General features: G+C 68.4%; 9 protein-coding genes. All 9 read left to right on the forward strand.

What is annotated here, in order from left to right; genetic code table 11:
• Positions 1-50 precede the first annotated feature (50 nt).
• Genes DB31_RS28080 through DB31_RS28120 form a run of 9 tightly spaced genes read left to right on the forward strand, consistent with a single transcriptional unit; the run spans position 51 to position 23,296 of the window.
• Positions 51-2,492 carry a Kelch repeat-containing protein gene (locus DB31_RS28080; RefSeq protein ID WP_044193097.1) on the forward strand — a complete coding sequence of 814 codons (2,442 nt, stop codon included), beginning with the start codon at positions 51-53 and terminating at the stop codon, positions 2,490-2,492.
• Between the two features lie 47 nt (positions 2,493-2,539).
• Positions 2,540-4,864 carry a Kelch repeat-containing protein gene (locus DB31_RS28085; protein WP_044193098.1) on the forward strand — a complete coding sequence of 775 codons (2,325 nt, stop codon included), beginning with the start codon at positions 2,540-2,542 and terminating at the stop codon, positions 4,862-4,864.
• A 20-nt stretch (positions 4,865-4,884) separates the two neighbouring features.
• Entirely contained in the window at positions 4,885-7,209 is a 2,325-nt protein-coding gene (locus DB31_RS28090; protein WP_044193099.1) for a Kelch repeat-containing protein, read from the forward strand.
• Between the two features lie 53 nt (positions 7,210-7,262).
• Positions 7,263-7,988, forward strand: a complete 726-nt coding sequence (locus DB31_RS28095; protein WP_044193100.1) for a PKD domain-containing protein — start codon at positions 7,263-7,265, stop codon at positions 7,986-7,988.
• A gap of 31 nt (positions 7,989-8,019) precedes the next feature.
• A complete protein-coding gene (locus tag DB31_RS51440; RefSeq protein ID WP_157232221.1) occupies positions 8,020-13,920 on the forward strand; it encodes a Kelch repeat-containing protein in 5,901 nt (1,966 codons plus the stop codon).
• A gap of 2 nt (positions 13,921-13,922) precedes the next feature.
• Positions 13,923-16,238 carry a Kelch repeat-containing protein gene (locus DB31_RS28105; RefSeq protein ID WP_157232222.1) on the forward strand — a complete coding sequence of 772 codons (2,316 nt, stop codon included), beginning with the start codon at positions 13,923-13,925 and terminating at the stop codon, positions 16,236-16,238.
• Between the two features lie 59 nt (positions 16,239-16,297).
• Positions 16,298-18,571, forward strand: coding sequence for a Kelch repeat-containing protein (locus DB31_RS28110; protein ID WP_044193102.1), 2,274 nt, complete (start codon positions 16,298-16,300; stop codon positions 18,569-18,571).
• A gap of 40 nt (positions 18,572-18,611) precedes the next feature.
• Positions 18,612-20,912, forward strand: coding sequence for a Kelch repeat-containing protein (locus tag DB31_RS28115; protein ID WP_052420314.1), 2,301 nt, complete (start codon positions 18,612-18,614; stop codon positions 20,910-20,912).
• Positions 20,913-20,965: 53 nt separating this feature from the next.
• A complete protein-coding gene (locus tag DB31_RS28120) occupies positions 20,966-23,296 on the forward strand; it encodes a Kelch repeat-containing protein (protein WP_044193105.1) in 2,331 nt (776 codons plus the stop codon).
• The last annotated feature ends 20 nt before the right edge of the window (positions 23,297-23,316 follow it).

The following is a 23,316-nucleotide window of genomic DNA, read 5'->3' on the forward strand; positions in this document are numbered from 1 at the left end:
GGGCTCTCCCGGGCCCTCGCCCTTTTCTTGCGGCCACGAAGGTGACCTTCATGAAGAAAGCCTCCACTCCCCTGCTGTTGGCGCTGGGGCTGGCGCTGCTCGCGGGCTGCTCTGCCTCTTCCGGCACGGGCTCGGCACAGCTTGCTGTCTCGTTGCCCCAGGCGCTCTCCGCCTCCGTCTCCCGCGTCTCGGTCACTGTCAGCGCCGCGGACATGCCCTCTGTCTCCGTGGACCTCGTCTTCTCCCACAGCGTCTGGGGCGGCTTGCTCAGCTCGCTGCCCGCGGGCTCCCACCGCACCTTCCTGGCCCGGGCCTTCGACGCCTCCGGCACCCTTCTCTATGAGGGTTCTGCCTCCGGCATCTCCCTCTCCGCCAACCAGACCGCCCTGGTCGCCCTGACCCTTCAACAAGTCGATGCACCGCCTCCGTTCCAGAACGCGGCCCCGTTCATCGACTCCCTGGCCGCCGCTTCCACCTCGGTAACCGCGGGCGGCACCCTCTCCCTGGTGGCCGCCGCACATGACCCGAACGCGGGCGATACGCTCACCTACGCCTGGTCCTCCACCGCGGGCTCCTTCTCCTCGGCCACCGCTGCCTCCACCTCGTGGACGGCGCCTTCCACCCTCGGCCTTCAGACCCTCACCCTCACCGTCACGGACTCCAGGGGCCTTTCCTCCAGCGTCTCGCTGGCCATCTCCGTCACCCCGAGCCCGGCGCTGGGCAGCGCGCAGATCACCATCTCCTTCAATCTCTCTCCCCAGGTGGCCTCCCTCAGCGCCACGCCCACCCGGCTGGCTGTCGGACAGGCCACGGCGGTCTCCGTCTCGGCCTCGGACCTGGATGGCGACAGCCTGTCCTACGCTTGGAACGCCTCGTGCGCGGGCTCCTGGGCCAATGCCACCTCCAGCGCGGCCCAGTTCACTCCGTCGGCCCTGCCTTTCGGCACCTGCAACAACTGCCGCCTCACCGTTACCGTCTCTGACGCGCGCGGCGGGCAGACCACCGGCACCGTGGCCTTGTGCGTCAGCAACATCCCCACCACCAACCACCTCCAGCCTGTCATCGTCTCCGCCTCCAGCTCGTCAGGCACCGCCACGGCCGGACAGGTGATCACCTATGAGGTGATGGCCAGCGACCCCGAGGGTTCCGCGCTCTCCTTCTCCTGGACGGCCACCACTGGCTCTCTGAGCACCGCGGCCACCACCGCCTCCTCCAGCCGCATCACCTGGACGGCTCCGCCCTGTGTCCGGAGCAGCCCGGTTCCTGAGCTCACCGCCACCATCACCAACGCCTTCCACCTGACAGCCACCCAGAGCTTCTCCATCACCGGGCTACCGCTCTGTCCTCCGCCGAGCTGGGCCTCGACAGGCGCCATGCTCTCGCCTCGCGGCTACCACACGGCCACGCTGCTGCCCAACGGCAAGGTCCTCGTCGCGGGGGGCAGCCACCAGGGGCGCCTCGCGACGGCGGAGCTGTACGATCCGGCCTCGGGTACCTGGAGCGCGACAGGTCCCATGCTCGCGCCTCGTGACGGCCACACGGCGACGCTGCTGCTCAACGGCAAGGTCCTCGTCGTGGGGGGCAACCCCCAGGGGCTCCTCGCGACGGCGGAGCTGTACGATCCGGCCACTGGCACCTGGAGCGCGACAGGACCCATGCTCGCACCTCGTGACGGCCACACGGCGACGCTGCTGCTCAACGGCAAGGTCCTCGTCGCGGGGAGCTGGGGCTACAGCGGGGCTCCAGCGACCACGGAGCTGTATGACCCGGTCTCAGGCACCTGGAGCGATGCTGGCAGACTGCTCCCGGCTCGCTCCTACGCCATGGAGACGCTGCTGCCCAACGGCAAGGTGCTCATCGTGGGGGAAGACGCGCAGGGCAACCTCTCCCCGGTGGAGTACGACCCGGCCGGGGGCACCTGGAGCGACACAGGTGGCACGACCTCTGGCCGTTGGAACTACACGGCGACGCTGCTGCCCAGCGGGCGACTGCTCATCACTGGAGGGTTCGGCAACCCCGGGCTCCTCGCGGCGGCGGAAGCGTACGACCCGGCCTCGGGCACCTGGAGCGCTGCCGGCACCATGTCCTTGCATCGCTACTCCCATACGGCGGTGCCGCTGCGCTCCGGCAAGGTGCTCGTCTTCGGGGGAGACGGCTGGGGCGGCGATCTCGCGGCGGCCGAGGTGTACGACCCGGCGTCGAGCACCTTCGGCCCCGCGGGTACCATGCTGACACGCCGCACCTCTCCTTGGGCGATGGTGCTGCCTGACGGCCGGGTGCTCATCGCGGGGGGATACGACCTCCAGTCCCATTTGCCTATGGCCGCGGCGGAGGAGTACGACCCGGCCACGGACACCTGGAGCCCCGCAGGCGCCATGCTCACGCCTCGCAATGGCTACAGGGTGACGTTGTTGCCCGACGGCAGGGTGCTCGTCACGGGTGGATCCGGCACCACCGGCGGTCTCACGCAGGCGGAGCTCTACACACCTTGAGCCGCGCGAGCCGTTGGACCTCCTTCCTCAGACACGAGAACTCCCTCATGAACAAAAGCTCCCTCTCCCTGCTGCTGGCGCTGGGGCTGGCGCTGCTCGCGGGTTGCTCGCCCTCTTCCTCCGGCACCGGCTCGATTCAGTTCGCCGTCGCGGTGCCCCAGGCGCTCTCCGCCTCCGTCTCCCGCGTCTCCGTCACTGCGCTCGCCGCCGATTTCCCCTCCGTCTCGGTGGACCTTGTCTTCGCCAACGGCTCCTGGGGCGGCACGCTCGGCGACCTCCCCGCAGGCGCCCATCGCACCTTCCTGGCCCGGGCTTTCGACGCTTCGGGCACTGCGCTCTTCGAGGGCTCTGCCTCCGGCGTCTCCATCGCCGCTGGCCAGACCGCTCTGGTCGCCATCACCCTCCAGCAAGTCAACGCGCCTGCCTTCCAGAACGAAGCCCCGATCATTGACTCCCTGACGGCCTCCTCCACCTCGGTGTCCGTGGGCAACTCCCTCTCGCTCGCCGCTTCCGCGAGCGATCCCAATCCCGGAGACACGCTCTCCTACGCCTGGACCGCCACCGCAGGCTCCTTCTCCTCGGCCACCGCGGCCTCCACCTCGTGGACGGCTCCGGCCTCCACCGGCATTCAAACCCTCTCCCTCACCGTGACGGACTCCCGGGGCCTCTCCTCCTCCATCACGGTGGTGGTCAACGTCCTCCCCTCGGGGGAGCAGGGCCAGGCGCAGCTCTCCATCTCCTTCAATTCCACCCCTCGCGTGGATTCCCTCAACGCCACGGCCTCCCAACTGGCCGTGGGGCAGAGCACCGCGGTGTCCGCCTCGGCCTCGGATCTGGATGGCGACAGCCTCACCTATTCCTGGAGTAACTCGTGCGCGGGCTCCTGGGCCAACGCCGCCTCCCGCGCCGCGCAGTTCACTCCCTCCGAGCTGCCTGCCAGCACCTGCAACAACTGCGACCTGACCGTCACCGTCTCCGACGGGCGCGGCGGGCAGACCACCGGCACCGTGGCGCTGTGCGTCCGAGCGCCTCCCGAGCTCAATCACCTTCCTCCTCTCATTCTCTCCGCCTCCGGCAGCTCGGGTACGGCCACGGCGAGGCAGGTGCTCACCTATGAGGTGGTGGCCAGCGACCCCGAGGGCTCCGCGCTCTCCTTCTCCTGGACAGCCACCGCCGGCTCGCTGGGCACCGCGGCCGACAGCGCCTCCTCCAGCCGCATCACCTGGACGGCCCCTGGCTGTGTCAGTGAAGGCACTCCTCTGGCCATCACCGCCACCATCACCAACGCTTTCCACCTGACGGCCACGAAGAGCTTCTCGGTCACGGGGTTGCCTGTCTGTGTCCCCCCGAGCTGGACCTCGACGGGCTCCCTGGTTTCGCCTCGTTACGGCCACACAGCGACGCTGTTGCCCAGCGGCAAGGTCCTCGTCGTGGGGGGCTGGGGTTCCAGCAGTACCTCCCTGGCGACCGCGGAACTGTATGACCCAGCGACGGGCACCTGGAGCGCAACAGGCTCCCTGCACGGATCGCGCGTGAACCACACGGCGACGCTGCTGAGCAACGGCCAAGTGCTCGTCGCGGCAGGGACAGGATCCGGCAGTCCCGGAATGTACGGGACGGCGGAGGTGTACGATCCCGCCTCGGGTACCTGGCGCGAGACAGGCCTCCTGACCTTGCCTCGCGTCTTCGCCTCCGCGACCCTGCTGCTTGATGGCCAGGTGCTTCTCACGGGAGGCATCAACGAGAGGTCAGGCTTCCTCGCGGCGGCGGAGGTCTTGGACCCGTCCGCGGGGATAGGCACCTGGAGAGCGACCGGCTCCATGGCCTCGGCGCGCTTCTTCCACACGACAACACGGCTGCCGAACGGCAAGGTGCTCGTTGCGGCCGGACTCGACTCGGGTGTCCCTTCCACCACGGCGGAGGTGTACGACCCAGCCTCGGGCTCTTGGAGTGCGACGGGCTCCATGGGCTCGCCTCATTCCTGGCACGCGGCGACGCTGCTGAACAACGGCAGGGTGCTCGTCACGGGGAGCGCCTACGGGCCACCGCCGCAGGTGACAGCAGAGGTGTACGACCCGGCTTCGAACTCTTGGAGCGCGGCTGCTTCCATGCTCACGCCTCGCGCGTACCACTCAGCGACGCTGCTGAAGAACGGCCGAGTGCTCATCGCAGGGGGTGATGGCGGCCCGCTCGCGCCCGCAGAGGAGTACGACCCCACCTCGGATACCTGGAGCGCTGCGGGCTCCATGCTCACGCCTCGCAGCGGCACCACGGCGACGCTGCTGCTCAACGGCCAGGTCCTGTTCGTGGGGGGCGTCTCGGGCAGCGATCCCCTCTCGACGGCGGAGCTGTACACGCCCGGCACTCCTTAAGTCCCTGGAGCCATTCCTTCATGAAGAAGACTCCCTCTCTCCTGCTGTTGATGCTGGGGCTGGCGCTGCTCGCGGGCTGCTCTGCCTCTTTCTCTGACACGGGCTCGGCACAGCTTGCCGTCCTCCTCCCTCGCTCGGACTCCTCCTCCATCTCCCGCGTCTCGGTCACCGCCAGTGCGGCGGACCTCCCCTCGGCTTCCGTGGACCTTGCCTCCTCCCACGGACTTCAGGGAGGGAACCTCGGCAACCTCCCCGCAGGTGCCAACCGCTCCTTCCTAGCGGAGGCCTTCGACGCCGCGGGCAACCGGCTCTTCCAGGGCTCCGCCTCCGGCGTTCCCATCTCCGCTGGCCAGTCCGCCTTCGTGGCCATCACCCTCCAAGCGCTCAACGCGCCTCAGTCCTCGCTGAATGAGCCCCCGGTGATTGACTCGCTGGTGGCCTCCTCGACTTCCGTGGCCGTGGGTGGCTCCATCTCTTTGCAGGCCACGGCCCATGGACTTCACCCGGAGGAGCCCCTCACCTACGCCTGGTCTTCTTCCGCAGGTTCCTTCGCCTCGGACTCCGAGGCCTCCACCTCGTGGACGGCGCCTTCCACTCCTGGCGCGCAGACCCTCACCGTCACCGTGACGGACTCTGGAGGCCTCTCCTCCAGCGCCTCCGTGGACCTCGAGGTTCTCTCGAGCGATGGACACGGTTCGGCGCAAATCACTGTCTCCTTTAATAGCGCTCCCAGCGTGGCGTCCCTCAGCGTCACGGCCTCGCAGCTCGCGGTGGGGCAGAGCACTTCGGTGTCCGCCTCGGCCTCGGACCTGGATGACGACAGCCTCTCCTACGCCTGGAGCGCCTCGTGCGCGGGCTCCTGGGCCAACGCTTCCTCCAGCGCCGCGGAGTTCACCCCCTCCGCGCTGCCCGGTGGCTCTTGCAACAACTGCGACCTGACCGTCACCGTCTCCGATGGGCGCGGCGGGCAGACCACTGGCACCTTGGCCCTGTGTGTCAGCACGAGCGCCCCTCCCAACCGCTTCCCTCCCCGCCTCCTCGGCTCCTACAGCTCCGCGTTTCCCTGGGAGCTCATCTCCGCAGGACAGGTGCTCACCTACGAGGTCGTGGCCACCGATCCCCAGGGCTCCGCGCTCTCGTTCTCCTGGGCCGCCAACACCGGCTCGCTGGGTACACCGGCCTCCAGCGCCTCCCAGAGCCGCACCACGTGGACGGCCCCCACGTGTGCCAGTGAGGGCACCACTCCTGCCATCACCGCCACCTTCACCAATGCCTTCAGCCTGCGTGACTCGAAGCGCTTCGAGGTCATAGGACTGCCCACCTGCGTCGTCTCGGCCTGGACCGCGACGGCCGCCATGGGCACGGCGCGCCGAGACCCCACGGCGACGCTGCTGTCCGACGGCAAGGTGCTCGTCTCGGGGGGACAGAACACCGCCGCTCTCGCCTCGGCGGAGGTGTACACGCCGGCTTCGGGCACCTGGCGCGCGACGGGCCCTCTGGCCGCCGCTCGCTACAGTCACGCGGCGGCACCGCTGCCCCATGGCAGCGTGCTCGTCTCGGGGGGCTACAACAGTACGAACGGCTACCTCGCGGCAGCGGAGCTGTACAACCCGGCCTCCAACACCTGGAGCGCGACGGGCCCCATGCTCTCCCCGCGCTACCTCCACACGGCGACGCCGCTGCCGGACGGCAAGGTGCTCGTCACCGGCGGCTATAACAGCGCGAGCGGCTATCTGGCGACAGCCGAGGTGTACAGCCCGGCCTCCGGAACCTGGAGCGCGACGGGGGCCATGAGCACCCTGCGCGGATACCACACGGCCACATTGCTGAATAACGGCAAGGTGCTCGTCGCAGGGGGACGCGGTAACAGCAGCAGCGCCTTCCTCGCAACGGCGGAGCTGTACGATCCGGCCACCGGCACCTGGAGTTCCACCGGCGCCATGTCCTCGCCTCGCGCGAGCCACACGGCGACGCTGCTGCCTGACGGCAAGGTGCTCATCTCGGGGGGAACCAACCGGAGCACCTACTTGGCGACGGCGGAGCTGTACGATCCGGCCACAGGCACCTGGAGCGCCACCGGCTCCATGTCCACGGCGCGCGCTAGCTCCGCAGCGGGGGTGATGTCCAACGGCAAGGTGCTCATCGCCGGAGGCATCCGGAGCACCACCTATCTGTCCACGGCCGAGGCCTACAACCCCAGCACGGGCACCTGGACCTCCGCTGGCTCCATGGGCTCGGCCCGCGGGTATCACGCGGTGGTGGCACTGCCCAACGGCAAGGTGCTCGTGGCGGGAGGCAACACCGGCAGCACTCCGCTCGCGACGGCCGAGCTGTTCACGCCCTGAACCCCACGGCCCCGAGAAGTCCCCTTCACGCCTCCACGCTCGAGGACTGTCTGATGAAGAGAATCGCCACGCACCTGCTATTGGCCTGTGTGCTGCCGTTGCTCGCGGGCTGTGAGCCCTCCTCCTCGGAGATGGGCTCGGCCCAGCTCGCGGTATCCATGCCCCAAGCGCTCTCGGCCTCGGTCTCGCGCGTCTCCATCACCGCCCTCGGCGCGGAGGTGCCCGCCGTCTCCGTGGATCTCGCCCTGTCTGGGAGCACCTGGGGCGGCATGCTCGGCAACCTGCCTGCCGGCTCCCACCGTACCTTCCTGGCCCAGGCCTTCGACGCCGCGGGCACCCAGCGCTACGAGGGCTCCGCTTCGGGCATCTCCATCGCCGCGAACCAGTCCACCCTGGTCGCCATCACCTTGCAGCAGGTCAACGCGCCGCCTCCCTTCCAGAACGAGGCCCCGATCATCGACTCGCTGACGGCCCCCACCCCCTCGGTGGTGACGGGTGGAGTGCTCACCCTGGAGGCCTCCGCTCATGATCCCAACGCGGGCGACACGCTCACGTACTCCTGGTCTTCCGCTGCGGGAACCTTCACCTCGGCCTCCTCCGCATCCACCGTGTGGACGGCGCCAGCCACCACCGGGCTGCAGACCCTCGCCCTCACCGTGACGGACTCCCAGGGCCTCGCCTCGACGCTCTCCCTGACCGTCAGCGTCACCCCGAGCCTCGTGCTGGGCATTGCCCACGCCAGCGGTCCTCGCGAGACGGCGGATCTGTCCACCCCCTGAGCTTCCGCTCCTTCCACCCATGGGCCACCTCATGAAAAACGGACTCTCGGGCCTGCTGTTGACGCTCGCGCTGGCGCTGCTCATGGGCTGCCCAGCCTCTTCCTCGGGCACTGGCTCGGTGCAGCTCGCCGTCTCGGTGCCCCAGCCGCTGGCCTCTTCGGTCTCTCGCGTGTCCGTCACCTTCAGCGCCGAGGATGCTCCGTCTTTCTCCGTGGAGCTGCTCGCCGCCAACGGCTCCTGGCGCGGATTCCTCAGCAACCTCCCCGCGGGCAACAACCGCACGTTCCTGGCGCAGGCGTTCGATGCCTCGGGCGCCAAGCTCTTCGAGGGCTCCGCCTCCGGCGTCACTCTCTTCGCGGATCAGACCGCCTGGGTGGCCGTGACCCTGCAGCGAGTCGATGCGCCCCCGCCCTTCCAGAACGCAGCCCCGTTCATCGACTCGCTGGCCGCCTCCTCTACCTCGGTGATGGCGGACAGCGCCCTCGCCCTCGTGGCTTCGGCCCATGATCCCAACGCGGGTGATACGCTCTCCTACGCCTGGACCTCCACTGCGGGCAGCTTCTCCTCCAGCACCGAGGCCACCACCGCGTGGACGGCGCCGGACTCCGCGGGCCTCCAGACCCTCACCCTCACCGTGACGGACCCGGGCGGCCTGACCTCTCGCCTCGCCCTGACCATCCACGTCCTCCCGAGCGGAGGGCACGGAGAGGCGCAGTTCTCCATCCTCTTCAACAATGCGCCGGAGGTGATGACGCTGAGCGCGGCTCCCACCCGGCTGACAGCGGGACAGGCCACGGCGGTCTCCGCCTCGGCCTCGGACATGGATGGGGACACACTCGCCTATGCCTGGAGTGCCTCCTGCGAGGGCACATGGAGCAATGCCTCCTCCCGCTCCGCGCAGTTCACACCTTCCCTGCTGCCGCAGGCCTCCTGTAACAACTGCCGCCTCACGGTCACCGTCTCCGACGGGCGCGGAGGGCAGACCACGGGCACCGTGGCCCTGTGCGTCTCGGAGCCTCCAGCTCCCCAGCACTTCCCGCCGTTCTTCACCTCCGCCACGCGTTCCTCGGAGAGCGCCACTTCCGGACAGGTGCTCACCTTCGACGTGAGCGCCAGCGATCCCCAGGACTCCGCGCTCTCTTTCTCCTGGAGCGCCACCCTCGGTACGCTGGGCACCCCAGCCTCCACGGCCTCCTCCAGCCGCGTCACCTGGACGGCGCCCCAGTGCGTCAGCGATGGCAGCGCGCCCGTCCTTACCGCCACTGTCACCAACTCCTTCGGCCTGACGGCCACCCACCGCTTCACCGTGCCGGGGCTGCCAGCCTGCTCCATGGGTTGGGCCCTGGCGGGCTCCATGAGCACGCCTCGCGGAGGCCACACTGCGACGGTGCTGAGCAGCGGCAAGGTGCTCGTGGCGGGAGGACAGAACACCCAAGGCTCCCTCACGGCGGCAGAGCTGTACGACCCGGCCTCCCGCACTTGGAGCACGGCCGCCTCCATGACGCAGCGCCGCTACCACGCCACAGCCACGCGGCTGAACACCGGCAAGGTGCTCGTCTCGGGAGGAATCGACGGCAGCACGCCTCTGGCGGCGGCGGAGCTGTACGACCCGGCCTCAGGCTCCTGGAGTGCCACGGCGCCCATGACCTCGGCCCGCTACGAGCACACGGCGACGCTGCTCCCGGACGGCAGGGTGCTCGTCTCCGGGGGACGCAACGCCAGCGGTGTTCTCAAGACGGCGGAGGTGTACGACCCGGCCTCCGGTACCTGGAGCACGGCGGGCGCCATGGCCACGCCTCGGTACTTCCACACGGCCGCGCTGCTGAACACGGGCAAGGTGCTCGTTGCTGGAGGCTCGAGCAACGGGAGCACCGTCCTCGCGACGGCGGAGCTGTACGACCCGGCCTCCGGCACTTGGAGCGACACGGCCCCCATGGCTTCGCCTCGGTGGAGCCACACGGCGGCGCTGCTGAGCAGCGGCAAGGTCCTCGTGACTGGGGGGCGCTACGACGCGAGCGTCCTGGCGGCGGCGGAGCTGTACGAGCCTGCCTCGGGCTCCTGGAGCACCGCAGGCACCATGGCCTCGCCACACTTCTCGCCCGCGGTGGCAGTGCTGCAGAACGGCAAGGTGCTCGTCTCGGGAGGCCAGAACAGCAGCGGCCATCTGGCGGCGGTGGAGCTGTACAACCCGGTGGCGGGCACATGGAGCGCGGCGCCGGCCATGAACGCGCCCCACAATGATCACACCGCCACGCTGTTGCCCAATGGCCAGGTGCTGGTGGCAGGGGGGCGCAACAACAGCGGCTTCCCCACATCGGCGGAGGCATATGGCCTGAGCGGGCGGGTGGACTGCGCGACCGATGCCCACTGCGAGGCAGGCTTCTATTGCGTGGCCTCGGCGTGCGTGACGAAGAAGGCGGACGGGGAGACGTGCACGGGAGCCAACCAATGCTCGGGTGCCCAGTGCATGGGAGGCATCTGCTGCTCCACCTGCCAGTGGCTTCCTCCGCGGCTCAGCTCGGTCAGTCCCGCCCAAGCGAAGGCTGGGACACTGGTGACGCTCATGGGTGCGGACTTCGTCCCGGGAATCACCGGCCGGATTGGCTCGACGTCTTGCACCTCCACGGTGTTCGTCTCTTCGACGTCCGCCACCTGCACCGTGCCCACCCTCACGAATGGGACCTACGCGATCACGGTCACCCACCCGGACGGGCTGAGCTCCACCCTCGCAGCCGCGCTCATTTATGACAGCACGCCGCCAGCCGGAGGCGGCACCCTCAACGATGGCATCGCCTCCAATTCCCTCACCACCTCGCCCACCCTGACGTGGACGGCCTTCACCGACGCGGGCAGCGGGTTGGACCATTACGAGTACGCTCTCGGCACCACGCTGGGAGGCACCCAGGCCAGGGGCTGGACCGTCTTCACTCCCAACGCGGGCCCGAGCTTCACCCTCACCGGGCTGACGCTCACGGGCGGAACCACCTACTACCCTTCGATCCGGGCCTACGACCGCGCTGGCAACTTCACCACGCTCACCGGCAACGGCTGGCTCGTCGACACGACTGCGCCCCAGGCTCCCACGGGGCTCAACGATGGAACCGCCACCTCCGCGGCATCCGCATCTCCCATCGCCTCCTGGACGGCGAGCACCGACGTGGGGAGCGGCATTGCCCGCTACGAGCTGGCGATCGGCTCGAGCGCGGGCGGCACCGACCTCCTCAACTGGACGTCCGTTGGGAACGTCACCAGCGCCTCGCAGGCGGGCCTGACGCTGTCACCCGGAATGACCTACTACACGTCCGTTCGCGCGTCCGACCAGGCGGGCAACGTGAGCGCCGCCGCCCTGGGGGATGGCTGGACGTACACCCTGCAGGGCCCCACCACGCTGGTCTTCATGCCCATGGACCATGCAGGCCCCACCACGACCGACAACTCGTCGGTGGACTTCGTGAACTTCGCGAACGCCGGAGTGCACCTCCGTCCCGTCCAGAACCCGTCCATCTCGACCGTCGCACCCAAGTACGGCGCGGGCAGCGGCGCCTTCCAGAATGGCTCTCTGCAGACCGGCAGCAGCACCGCCAACGTCATCGGGAACAGCGACTTCACCCTCGAGTTCTGGGTCAAGCACAGCTCCCTGGGGTTCTTCGGTTCCCCTGTCATCTCCGGCAGCGGCTGGGACATCTCCCTGGGGAACACGGGCTACAACAACAGCGCGGACTTCGCCTACTACCCCACCCAGAACAGCGGCTACCGGCATTGGGGGGGAGACATCGGCTGGGGCGTGCTGCCGGCGAACACCTGGAATCACCTGTCGATCTCCCGCTCCGGCACGACCCTCTACACGCACCTCAATGGCGTGCTGAAGCAGACGGTGACCATCGCGGCGGGCGCACGGCTGGAAGGCACCGCCGCGGCCTCGACCCTCACGGTGGGCGGCCACCCCTCGTACATCGATGATCTGCGGATCACCGTCGGCGGCGTGACGCACACCACCGCGAACTTCACGCCCACGCAGCTCACGCCCCTGCCGTTCCTCTACCTGCCAATGGATGGACCGGGGAGCGGAGAGCTTCCCACCGCGGATTTCCGGAACATGGTGCCCGGAGGTGTCTCGCTGTCCGCCTCGGGTGCGCCGCTCATCACCCCCGCGGCCAGTGCCTGCGGCGGCTGCGGAGACTTCACGGCGGGGACCCTGTCGACGCCCGTGTCCGCGGCGAACGCGCTCGGGACGCGCGACTTCACCCTCGAGTTCTGGGTCAAGCACAGCTCCCTGGATCCGGGGAACTCGCCGGTGCTCTCGGGAGGCAACGGCACCACCACCTTCTGGGACATCTCCCTGGGCAACACGGTGTTCAACGGCAACGCGAACTTCGCCTTCTATGCCACGCAGATGGGAGGCAACCGCGGCTGGGGAGGAGACATCAGCTGGGGAGTCCTGCCCCGCGACACCTGGACGCACCTGTCCCTCACCCGCAAGGGCACGTCCCTGATCACTCACAAGAACGGCATCCTGGTGGAGACGGTGACAATCCTCGCCACCGACAGGATGGAGGGGCCGAACACCACGTCCGCCATCACGATCGGCGGATACCCGGCCTCTCTGGACGATGTGATGCTCACCGTGGGGGCGGCCCGGCACACCACCGCGAACTTCCCGGTGGCGCGAGTGCCCTCTACGCCTCGCCCTGTCACGGTGGAGCCGCATGTCCTTCTCCCGTTGGACGGAGCGAACGGCTCGACGGCCTTTCCGAACTTCGCCGCCAATGGCGTGACCTTCAGCGCGGTAGCGGCGCCAGCCATTACCACGGCGGCCGCCCGGTATGGGGGCGCGAGCGGCAACTTCCAGAGCGGCTCGCTGACCACCGCCACCACCTCGGGCAACGTGATTGGCACCCGCGACTTCACGATCGAGTTCTGGGTGAACTTCTCCGCCCTCAGCGGTGCCTTCACTCCGGTGGTCGCCGGCAACGGATGGATGATCTCGCTGGGCAATACCAACTACAACAACTCAGCCACCTTCAATTTCGCCAACCAGAGTGACCCATGGGGAGGGCCCGTGGAGTGGGGCGTCCTGCCGCGCAACACGTGGACCCATCTGGCCGTCTCCCGCTTCCAGGACCGGCTCTACACGCACAAGAACGGGGTGCTCGTCTCGGTCACCTCGATTGCGCCCACGGCGCACATGGAGGGAGGGGCCACCACCTCGGCGCTGCAGCTCGGGCAGAGCCCGTCGTACCTGGACGACGTGCAGATCACGATCGGCAGCGCGAAGTACACGACGGCCAACTTCGGCGTCGCGCCCCAGCTCACCCGGCCGTTCATGCACTTCCCGATGGACGGCGCGAACCTGTCGGCGTCCTTCCCGAACCACGGGACGGGCCCAGCGGTGACCACCGTCGACTCGCCCACCCTCACCACTGCGGGAGCGCTGCACGGCGGAGCCTCCGCCAACTTCACGGCGGGCAGCCTCACCACCGCGGCGAGCTCGGGCTACCGGCTGGGGGCCCAGGACTTCACCATTGAGTTCTGGGTGAAGAACCCCGGGCTGGGGCTGACTGGCTCTCCCGTCATCTATGGCTCCGGCTGGGACATCTCGCTGGGGAACCGGGGCTACAACAACAACGCCGACTTCGCTTACTACCCCACCGAGAACAGCGGCTACCGGCACTGGGGGGGAGACATCGGCTGGGGCGTGCTGCCCCTGAACACCTGGGTCCACCTCTCCCTGAGCCGGACGGGCACGGGCTTGTACACGCACAAGAATGGCGTGCTCGTCTCGACCCTGACGATTCCCGCCACCGCCGCGATGGAAGGCCCGAACGCCACGTCGACCCTCGTGATCGGCGGACACCCCAGCTACGTGGATGACCTGCAAGTGACGATCGGCAAGGCGCGGCACACCCGCGCGAACTTCAACGTGTTCCCATGACCATGCCCCATCCCTCTCACTGTTTCCGCTCCCCTTCTTCCCACTTGCTGCTGGCGCTGACGCTGGCACTGCTCACGAGCTGCTCGCCCCCTTCGGAGATCGGCTCGGCTCAGTTTGTCGTCTCGGTGCCTCAAGCCCTCTCCGCCTCCATCTCCCGCGTCTCGGTCACAGCCAGCGCCGCCGACTTCCCCTCCTTCTCGGTGGATCTGGCTTCCTCCAATGGCTCCTGGGGCGGACTGCTGGGCAACCTCGCCGCGGGCTCCAACCGTTCCTTCCTCGCGCAGGCCTTCGATGCCTCCGGCACCAAGCTCTACGAGGGCTCCGCCTCGGGCGTCTCCATCGCCGCGGACCAGACCGCGCTGGTCGCCATCACCCTCCAGCAGGTCAATGCGCCGCCTCCCTTCCAGAACGCGGCGCCCGTCATCGACTCGCTGACGGCCTCCTCCACCTCCGTGGCCGCAGGCGGCTCCCTCTCTCTTCAGGCCTCCGCGCATGATCCGAACGCGGGCGACACGCTCTCCTACGCCTGGTCCTCCACCTCCGGCTCCTTCTCCTCGGCTTCCGCAGCTTCCACCTCGTGGATCGCTCCGGCCTCTTCCGGCACTCAGACCCTCACCTTCACCGCCACGGACTCCCGAGGCCTTGCCTCTCGCGTCTCTCTGACCATTAACGTCACCCCGAGCGGGGGGCACGGGGACGCTCAGATCTCCATCTCCTTCAACACCTCTCCCGTCGTCGCCTCCATCAGCGCCACCGCTTCTCAGCTGGCTGTGGGACAAAGCACCTCCGCCTCCGCCTCCGCCTCGGACTCGGACGGCGACAGCCTCTCCTACTCCTGGAGTGCCTCCTGTGCAGGCACCTGGACCAACGCCTCCTCCAGCTCCGCCCAGTTCACTCCCTCCGCTGTGCCCACGGGCTCCTGTAACAACTGCGACCTCACCGTCTCTGTCTCTGACGGCCGCGGCGGGCAGACCACCGGCACCCTCGCCCTGTGCGTCTCCCCTCCTTCCTCCAGCCACGTCAGTCCCGTTATCACCTCCTTCTATCGCTCCTCGAACACCGCCACGCCCGGCCAGGTGCTCACCTTTGATGTGAGCGCCAGCGACCCCGAGGGCTCCGCGCTCTCCTTCTCCTGGACGGCCACCTCCGGCTCGCTGGGTACCCCCGCCCACACGGCCTCCTCCAGCCGCATCACCTGGACAGCGCCCTCCTGTGCCTCTTCCCTCTCGCCCCCGAGCATCACCGCCACCGTCACCAATGCCTTCAACCTGACGGCCGCGAAGAGCTTCACCGTCACGGGGCTACCGTCCTGTGGGTGGACCTCGACGGGCTTCATGACCGAGGGGCGCTCTGGGCACGCATCCACCCTGCTCCTCTCTGGCAAGGTGCTCGTCACGGGCGGAGCCATTGTCCTCGCCGGAAGGGCCACGGCGGAGGTGTACGACCCGGACGCGGGCACCTGGAGCACCACGCGTTCCATGATCTCCGCCCGCTTTGTCCACACGGCGACGCTGCTGCCCAATGGCAAAGTGCTCGTCGCGGGGGGATACGACCGGGGCTACATGGCGACGGCAGAGGTGTACGACCCGGCCACGGGCACCTGGAGCGCGACGGGCTCCATGGCCACGCCTCGTGGCTACCACACGGCGACGCTGCTTCCGAACGGCAAGGTGCTCGTCGCGGGGGGATGGTTCACAGGCCCAGGCCCCCTCACGTCGGTGGAGGTGTACGACCCCGCCTCGGGCACCTGGAGCACTGTCGCCTCGATGCCCTCCGCCCACGGCGAGCACACGGCGACCCTGCTGAACAACGGCAATCTCCTGGTCGCTGGCGGACACCTCGATGGGCATCGGAGCAACGCCCACGCGGCGGTGGAGGTGTACGACCCGGCTGCGAACTCCTGGAGCACGACCGCTCCCATGACTTCGCGACGTGGGGGCCACGCGGCGGCGCTTCTGGCCAACGGCAAGGTCCTCGTCACAGGGGGAACCCACGGTGGCAGCGCTCTGGCGGCGGCGGAGGTGTACGACCCGGCCTCAGGCACCTGGAGCGCTGCGGGCTCCATGCTCTCCTCGCGTGACATGCACAAAGCGACGCGGCTGCCCAACGGCCAGATTCTCGTCACAGGGGGCCAAAACGGGAGCTATCTCGCGACAGCGGAGCTGTTTGACCCGGCTTCAGGCTCCTGGAGTGCAGCCCCCCTCATGGCTTCCACTCGCCGCGAGCACACCGCGACGCTGCTGAACAACGGCAAGGTGCTCATCTCCGGCGGATACAACGGCGGCTATCTCACGGCGGCGGAGCTGTACACGCCCTGAGCCCCGCGAGTCATTGAACCTCATCCCCCACACTCCGTCTCCCATCTGAAGGCACAGCCATGCCCATCCACCCACGGCGCTCCTGTCTGGCAGGAGCGCTGCTGCTCTCCGTCTTTGCCTGCACCCCCTCTCAGCCCACGGGCTCCGTTCAGTTCGCGGCCTCTACCCAGCAGGCGCTCTCCGCCAGTGACGTCACCCGCGTCAAGGTGACGGTCTCTGCTTCGGACATGTCCTCTCTCGTCGTCGACATGGCCCAAACAAACGGCTCCTGGGGCGGCCTCATCGGCAACATTCCCGCGGGCACCCACCGCTCGTTCCTCGCAGAGGCCTTTGACACCTCGGGCACCCTGCGCTTCCAGGGCTCCACCTCCGCCGTCACCATCACCGCCAACCAGACCACCGCTGTCGCTCTCACGCTTCAGGAGCTGGCTCTCCCTCCGCCCTACTCCAATGAGGCGCCGATCATCGACTCCCTCGTCGCCTCCTCGACTTCTGTCCAGGCCGGTGGCTCTCTTTCCCTCACCGCCACGCTTCATGATCCCAACGCTGGGGACACCCTCACCCTGGCGTGGACGACCTCCGGCGGCACCTTCTCCGCGCCCGCCGCCGCCACCACTTCCTGGACGGCCCCGGCCTCCCCCGGCCTCCAAACCTTCACCTTCACCGTGACGGACTCTCAGGGGGCAGCCGTCTCCGTTTCTCTGACTGTCAACGTCGTCTCCGGTGCCTCCACCGGCAATGCGGCCCTCAACGTCTCCTTCAACCTGTGGCCGGTGGTCTCCAAGGTCTCTGCCTCTCTCAACCGCCTGGATGCGGGACAGTCCACCACCGTCTCCGCGCTGGCCTCGGATACGGATGGCGATGCGCTCTCCTATCAGTGGACGGCCTCCTGCCCGGGAACCTGGACGAATGCGACCTCGAGTGCCGCATCCTTCGTCCCCTCCTCCGTGCCAGCAGGCGCCTGCAACAACTGCCGGCTCACCGTCACCGTTCAAGACGGCCGAGGAGGACAGACCACCGGCTCGCTCAACCTCTGTGTCGCCTCTTCCTCCACCGAGCACTTCCTTCCCACTTTCACCCACTTCTATCAGTCCGCCCCCTCCGCCTCTCCAGGCCAGACGGTCTCCTTTGGCGTCACCGCCATGGACTCCCAGGCCAGTTCCCTGACGTTCACCTGGACGGCCAACACCGGCTCGCTGGCCGTAGCGCAGAACACCGCCAGCACCAGCCAGGTCCATTGGACGGCCCCTGCCTGCGCGGTGACGGGTGTTCCTCCCACCGTCACTGCCACCGTCACCAATGCCTTTGGCCTCTCGGCCACCATCCCCTTCTCTCCCCCAGGCCTGCCGACGTGCACGCCCGGCTGGGCCACCACGGGCGCCCTGGCCGCAGCCCGCTCGGGCTCCACAGCCACTCTGCTCCCTTCTGGCAAGGTGCTCATCACGGGGGGCTACAACGGTGGCGCCCTCGCGACGGCAGAACTGTACGACCCGGGCTCGGGCACCTGGAGCACCCTCAGCCCCATGATTTCGCCTCGCGGGTCCCACACGGCGACGCTGCTCCCCAATGGCAAGGTCCTCGTCGCGGGGGGCAACAACGGTGACGCCATCGCGGCGGCCGAAGTGTATGACCCGGCTTCGAATACCTGGAGCGCGACCGCCCCCATGCTCTCGCGTCGCGATGGCCCCTCGGCGACGCTGCTGGCCAATGGCAAGGTGCTCGTCGCAGGGGGATGGATTCGAAGCCCTCTCGCATCGGCGGAGGTGTACGACCCGGCCTCGGGCACCTGGAGCGCGGTCGGCTCCATGAGCTCACCCCACTGGGCCCACAAGGCGACGCTGCTGCCCAACGGCAAGGTGCTCGTCACGGGGGGTTCCCTCAGTGGGAATATGAACGCCAGCGACGCGGCGGCGGACGTGTACGACCCGGCCACGGGCACCTGGAGCGCGACCGCCTCGATGACCTCGCCCCGTATCGGCCACACGGCGACGCTGTTGACCAACGGCAAGGTGCTCGTCACGGGGGGATACGGCGGCACCTACTTCGCGACGGCAGAGGTATATGACCCGGCCGCTGGCACCTGGAGCGCCACGGCCTCCATGGCCTCACCTCACGTCTGGCACACGGCGACGCTGCTGACCAACAGCAAGGTGCTCATCGCGGGGGGCTCGACGGCGGAGGTGTACGACCCGGCCACGGGCACCTGGAGCGCCGCAGGCTCTCTGGCCTCAGCTCGCGAGTCCCACACGGCCACGCTGCTGACCAACGGCAAGGTGCTCGTCTCCGGAGGAGCCACCCATGGCTCCCTTGCGGCGGAGCTGTACACGCCCTGAGCCCTGCATGTCATCGGGCTCCATTTCTAAAGGACACGTCTTGCCCATCCACCCCCGTTTCTCCTGTCTCGTCACAGTGCTGCTGCTTGCTCTCTCCGCCTGCACCGAGCAGCCCACGGGCTCCGTCCAGTTCGCGGTCTCGGTGCCCCAGGCCCTCTCTGCCAGCGACGTCACCCGCGTCCAGGTGACCGTCTCCGCCTCGGACATGTCCTCGCTCGTGGTGGAGCTGGCCAAGACCCACGGCACCTGGGGCGGGCTCGTCGGCAACATCCCCGCGGGCGTCAACCGCGCCTTCCTGGCCGAGGCCTTCGACGCCTCTGGCGCCCTGCGCTTCCGGGGCTCCACCTCCGCCGTCACCATCAATGCCGACCAGACCCTCGCTGTGGCCCTCACCCTTCAGGAGCTGGCGCCCGCGCCTCCCTTCTCCAACGAAGCGCCCATCATCGACTCACTGGTGGCCTCTTCGACTTCCGTCCAGGCGGGCGCTTCTGTCTCCCTGACCACGACGGTGCATGATCCCAATGCGGGCGACACCCTCGCCCTGGCGTGGACCGCCACAGGCGGCACTTTCTCCGCGCCCACGGCCGCCACCACCACCTGGACGGCTCCAGCCTCGCTCGGCGTGCAGACCCTCACCTTCACCGTGACGGATTCTCAACGCGTGGCGGTCTCCGTCTCCCTGGCCGTCAACGTCGTCCCGGGTACTTCCACCGGCAGCGCGGCCATCAACGTCTCCTTCAACCTCTGGCCCGTCATCTCCCAGGTCTCCGCATCGCCCAGCCGCCTCGATGCCGGGCAGTCCACCACCGTCTCCGCCCAGATCTCCGATGCGGATGGCGACGCGCTCACCTACCAGTGGACCGCCTCCTGCCCCGGCACATGGACGAATGCGGCCTCGAGTACCGCTTCCTTCGTTCCTTCCTCCGTCCCGGCGAGCGCCTGTAACAACTGCCGCCTCACGGTCACCGTCCAGGACGGGCGCGGCGGGCAGACGACCGGCGACCTCAACCTCTGCATCACCACCTCCTCCACCGAGCGCTTCCCTCCCAACATCATCAACTCCTTCCAATCCGCCGCCTCCGCCGCTCCTGGGGAGACAGTCTCCTTTGACGTCACCGCCATGGACGCTCAGGCCAGCTCGCTGACGTTTGCCTGGACAGCCAGCATCGGCGTGCTGGGGACGCCTGCCACCGACGCCTCCACCAGCCACATCACCTGGACGGCGCCCTCCTGTGTTCCCTCGGGGGCGACGCCCACTGTCATGGTCACCGTCACCAACGCCTTCAACTTGACGGCCACCCGGAGCTTCACAGTGACGGGGCCGCCGGTCTGTACCGTGGGCTGGGCCTCGGCGGCCTCCATGGCCACGACTCGCCGCGAGCACACGGCGACGCTGCTGCCCAACGGCAAGGTCCTCGTCGCGGGAGGGTACAACGGTGGCCACTTGGCGACGGCGGCGCTGTACGACCCAGCCACAGGCACCTGGAGCACGACCGGCTCCATGATCATTCCTCGGAGCCTCCACGTGGCGGTCCTGCTGAACAACGGCAAGGTGTTCATCGTGGGAGGCACCAACGGGAGCCCTCTCCTGTCAGCGGAGGTGTACGACCCGGCCACGGGCACCTGGAGCGCAGCGGGGGTCATGAGCGCGGGGCGCTGGTTTCACACGGCCACGCTGCTGCCCACTGGCAAGGTCCTCGTCGCGGGCGGACACAACTACAACAACGGCTACCTGCCGACGGCAGAGCTGTACGATCCGGCCTCGAACACCTGGAGTACGACGGCTTCCATGACCGTGGGGCGCCACCGCCACACGGCGACGTTACTGCCCAACGGCAAGGTGCTCGTCGCTGGAGGCTCCGACACCTTCTATCACGCGACGGCAATGGTGTATGACCCGGCCACGGGCACCTGGAGCGCCACGGGTTCCATGGCCTCTCCCCGACAGATACACACGGCGACGCTGCTGCCCAACGGCAAGGTCCTCGTTGCCGGAGGGCAGAACGGCAGCACCAGCTATCTGGCGACAGCCACGGTGTACGATCCGGCCACAGGCACGTGGAGCACGACGGGCGCCATGGCCACCACCCGCCAATACCATACGGCAATCCTGCTGAGCAACGGCAAGGTGCTCGTCGCGGGCGGACAAGGCAGCAGCGATGCCCTCTCCAGTGCAGAGCTGTACGACTCCGCCACCGGCACCTGGAGCTCCGCAGGCTCGATGCCCTCCGCTCGCCAGCTTCATGCGGCGACGCTGCTGCCCAACAACAAGGTGTTCGTCACGGGTGGCTACAGCGCCAGCAGCAGTTATCTCGCGGGGACGGCGCTGTACTCGCCGTGAGCCCCCGAGTCCTCCGGTTCATTGACAGATTCATCCACCTCAAGGATTGCCACATGAAGAGAACTTCCTCTTACCTGCTGCTGGCGGTGGGACTGGCGCTGTTCGCCGGTTGCTCCGACCCGTCTTCTTCCAACACCGGCTCTGCGCAGCTGGCGGCCTCCGTGCCGCAGGCCCTCTCCGCCAGCGACGTCACCCGCGTGAAGGTGACCGTCTCCGCCGCGGGCATGACCTCCCTCGTGGTGGACCTGGCCAAGAGCAACGGCACCTGGGGCGGCGTCATCGGCAGCATCCCCGCCGGCGCCAACCGCACCTTCCTCGCCGAGGCCTTCGACTCCACTAACGCCAAGCGCTTCCAGGGGCAGGTCTCCAGCATCACCATCACCGCCAACCAGACCACCGCCGTGGCCCTCACACTCCAGGAGCTGGTGCCTCCGCCGCCGTATGGCAATGACGCGCCCCTCATCAACTCCGTGGTGGCAAACGTCACCACCGTGCAGACGGGCGGCGCCATCTCTCTGACCGCGACGGCGCAGGATCCCAACGCGGGGGACACCCTCACCTATCTGTGGACGGCCACTGGAGGCACCTTCTCCACCCCGGCCGCCGCGAACACCTCCTGGACGGCTCCGGCTTCGGCCAGCATCCAGACGCTCACCCTGACCGTGACGGACTCCCAGGGCGCGGCCGCGTCGATCTCCCTCGCCGTCAACGTCATCGCGGGTACCTCCGCTGGCACGGCGAACCTCTCCATCACCTTCAATCTCTTCCCCGTGGTCTCCAAGGTCACCGCGTCGCGCACCCGCGTGGACGTGGGCCAGCCCATCGCCCTCACCGCCACCGCCTCGGATGCGGACGCGGATGCGATGACCTACCAGTGGGGCGCCGTGGGCTGCACCGGCACGTGGAGCAATGCGACCTCCAGCGCCGCCACGTTCGTGCCCTCGGCCATTCCGTCCAGCGCGTGCCACAACTGCCAGCTCACCGTCACGGTGCAGGACGGGCGAGGAGGCCAGGGCTCCGGGACAATCAACCTCTGCGTGGCCGCCGCCACCACCGAGCGCTTCCCGCCGCTCTTCACCAACTCCTACCAGTCAGCCACCACCACCGCGCCGGCGCAGACGGTGAGCTTCAACGTCACCGCGCTGGATCCGCAGTCCAGCGCCATGACGTTCTCCTGGGTCTCGAGCATCGGTACGCTGGGCACGGCGCAGAACACCGCCAGCACCAGCCAAGTGGTGTGGACGGCGCCCTCTTGCGCGGTAACGGGCGTTCCCGTCTCCATCACGGCGTTCGCGACCAACGCGTATGGCGTCTTCGCCTCGAAGACCTTCTCTGTCACGGGCCTGCCCGCGTGCGCGTCCGGATGGAGTACCGGGGCCTCGATGCTCACGAGCCGCTCGAACCACAGCGCCACGCTGCTGAGCTCCGGCAAGGTCCTGGTTGTAGGGGGCTACAATAACAACTACCTCGCCTCGGCGGAGCTGTATGACCCGGCCACCAACACCTGGTCCGCCGCGGGCGTGCTGACCTCGCGCCGCCGGTACCACACTGCGACCCTGCTGCCCTCGGGCAAGGTCCTCATCGCCGGCGGCACCGATGGCGGAGTCCTCGCCTCAGCGGAGCTGTATGACCCGGTCACCAACTCCTGGTCCGCCGCGGCCCCCATGGGCACCACGCGCCAGAACGCCACGGCGACACTGCTCGCCTCGGGCAAGGTGCTCGTCGCGGGCGGCATCAATAGCGGCTTCCTCAACTCGGTGGAGCTGTATGACCCAGCCACCAACTCCTGGTCCAACGCGGCGCCCATGAGCACGATGCGCACCGGCCACACCGCCACCTTCCTCCCGGCCTCCGGCAAAGTGCTCGTCACGGGCGGCAACACCTACAGCGGAGTCACCAACTCGGTGGAGCTGTACAACCCCACCACGAACTCCTGGACCACGGTGGCCCCGCTGAACACAGCCCGCAACGTCCACGCTGCGGCCGCGCTCGCTTCCGGCAAGGTGATCGTCACAGGGGGTTATAACGGCGCCTCCTACTTCAACAACGCCGAGGTCTACGACCCGTCCACCAACACCTGGACCTCCGGGAGCACCTTCGGTGCGAGGCGCCAGGACCACACCGCCACCGCACTCGCTTCCGGCAAGGTCCTCCTCACGGGCGGGTACTACAGCTACTACAACGACGACGAAGACAACGGCACCGTCTTCCACGACGCCACGAGCCTCTACGACCCGGGCTCCAACACCTGGTCCTCCGGAGGAACGCTGCCGGGGGCTCGCGCGTACCACACGGCCACCCTGCTCCCCTCGGGCCGCGTCTTCGTCACCGGGGGCTACAGCAACAGCGGCTTCCTGGGGACCTCGGCGCTCTACACGCCCTGAGCACCCGGCCCCCCATCGCT

It is taken from the genome of Hyalangium minutum (assembly GCF_000737315.1).
GTDB classification, from domain to species: domain Bacteria; phylum Myxococcota; class Myxococcia; order Myxococcales; family Myxococcaceae; genus Hyalangium; species Hyalangium minutum.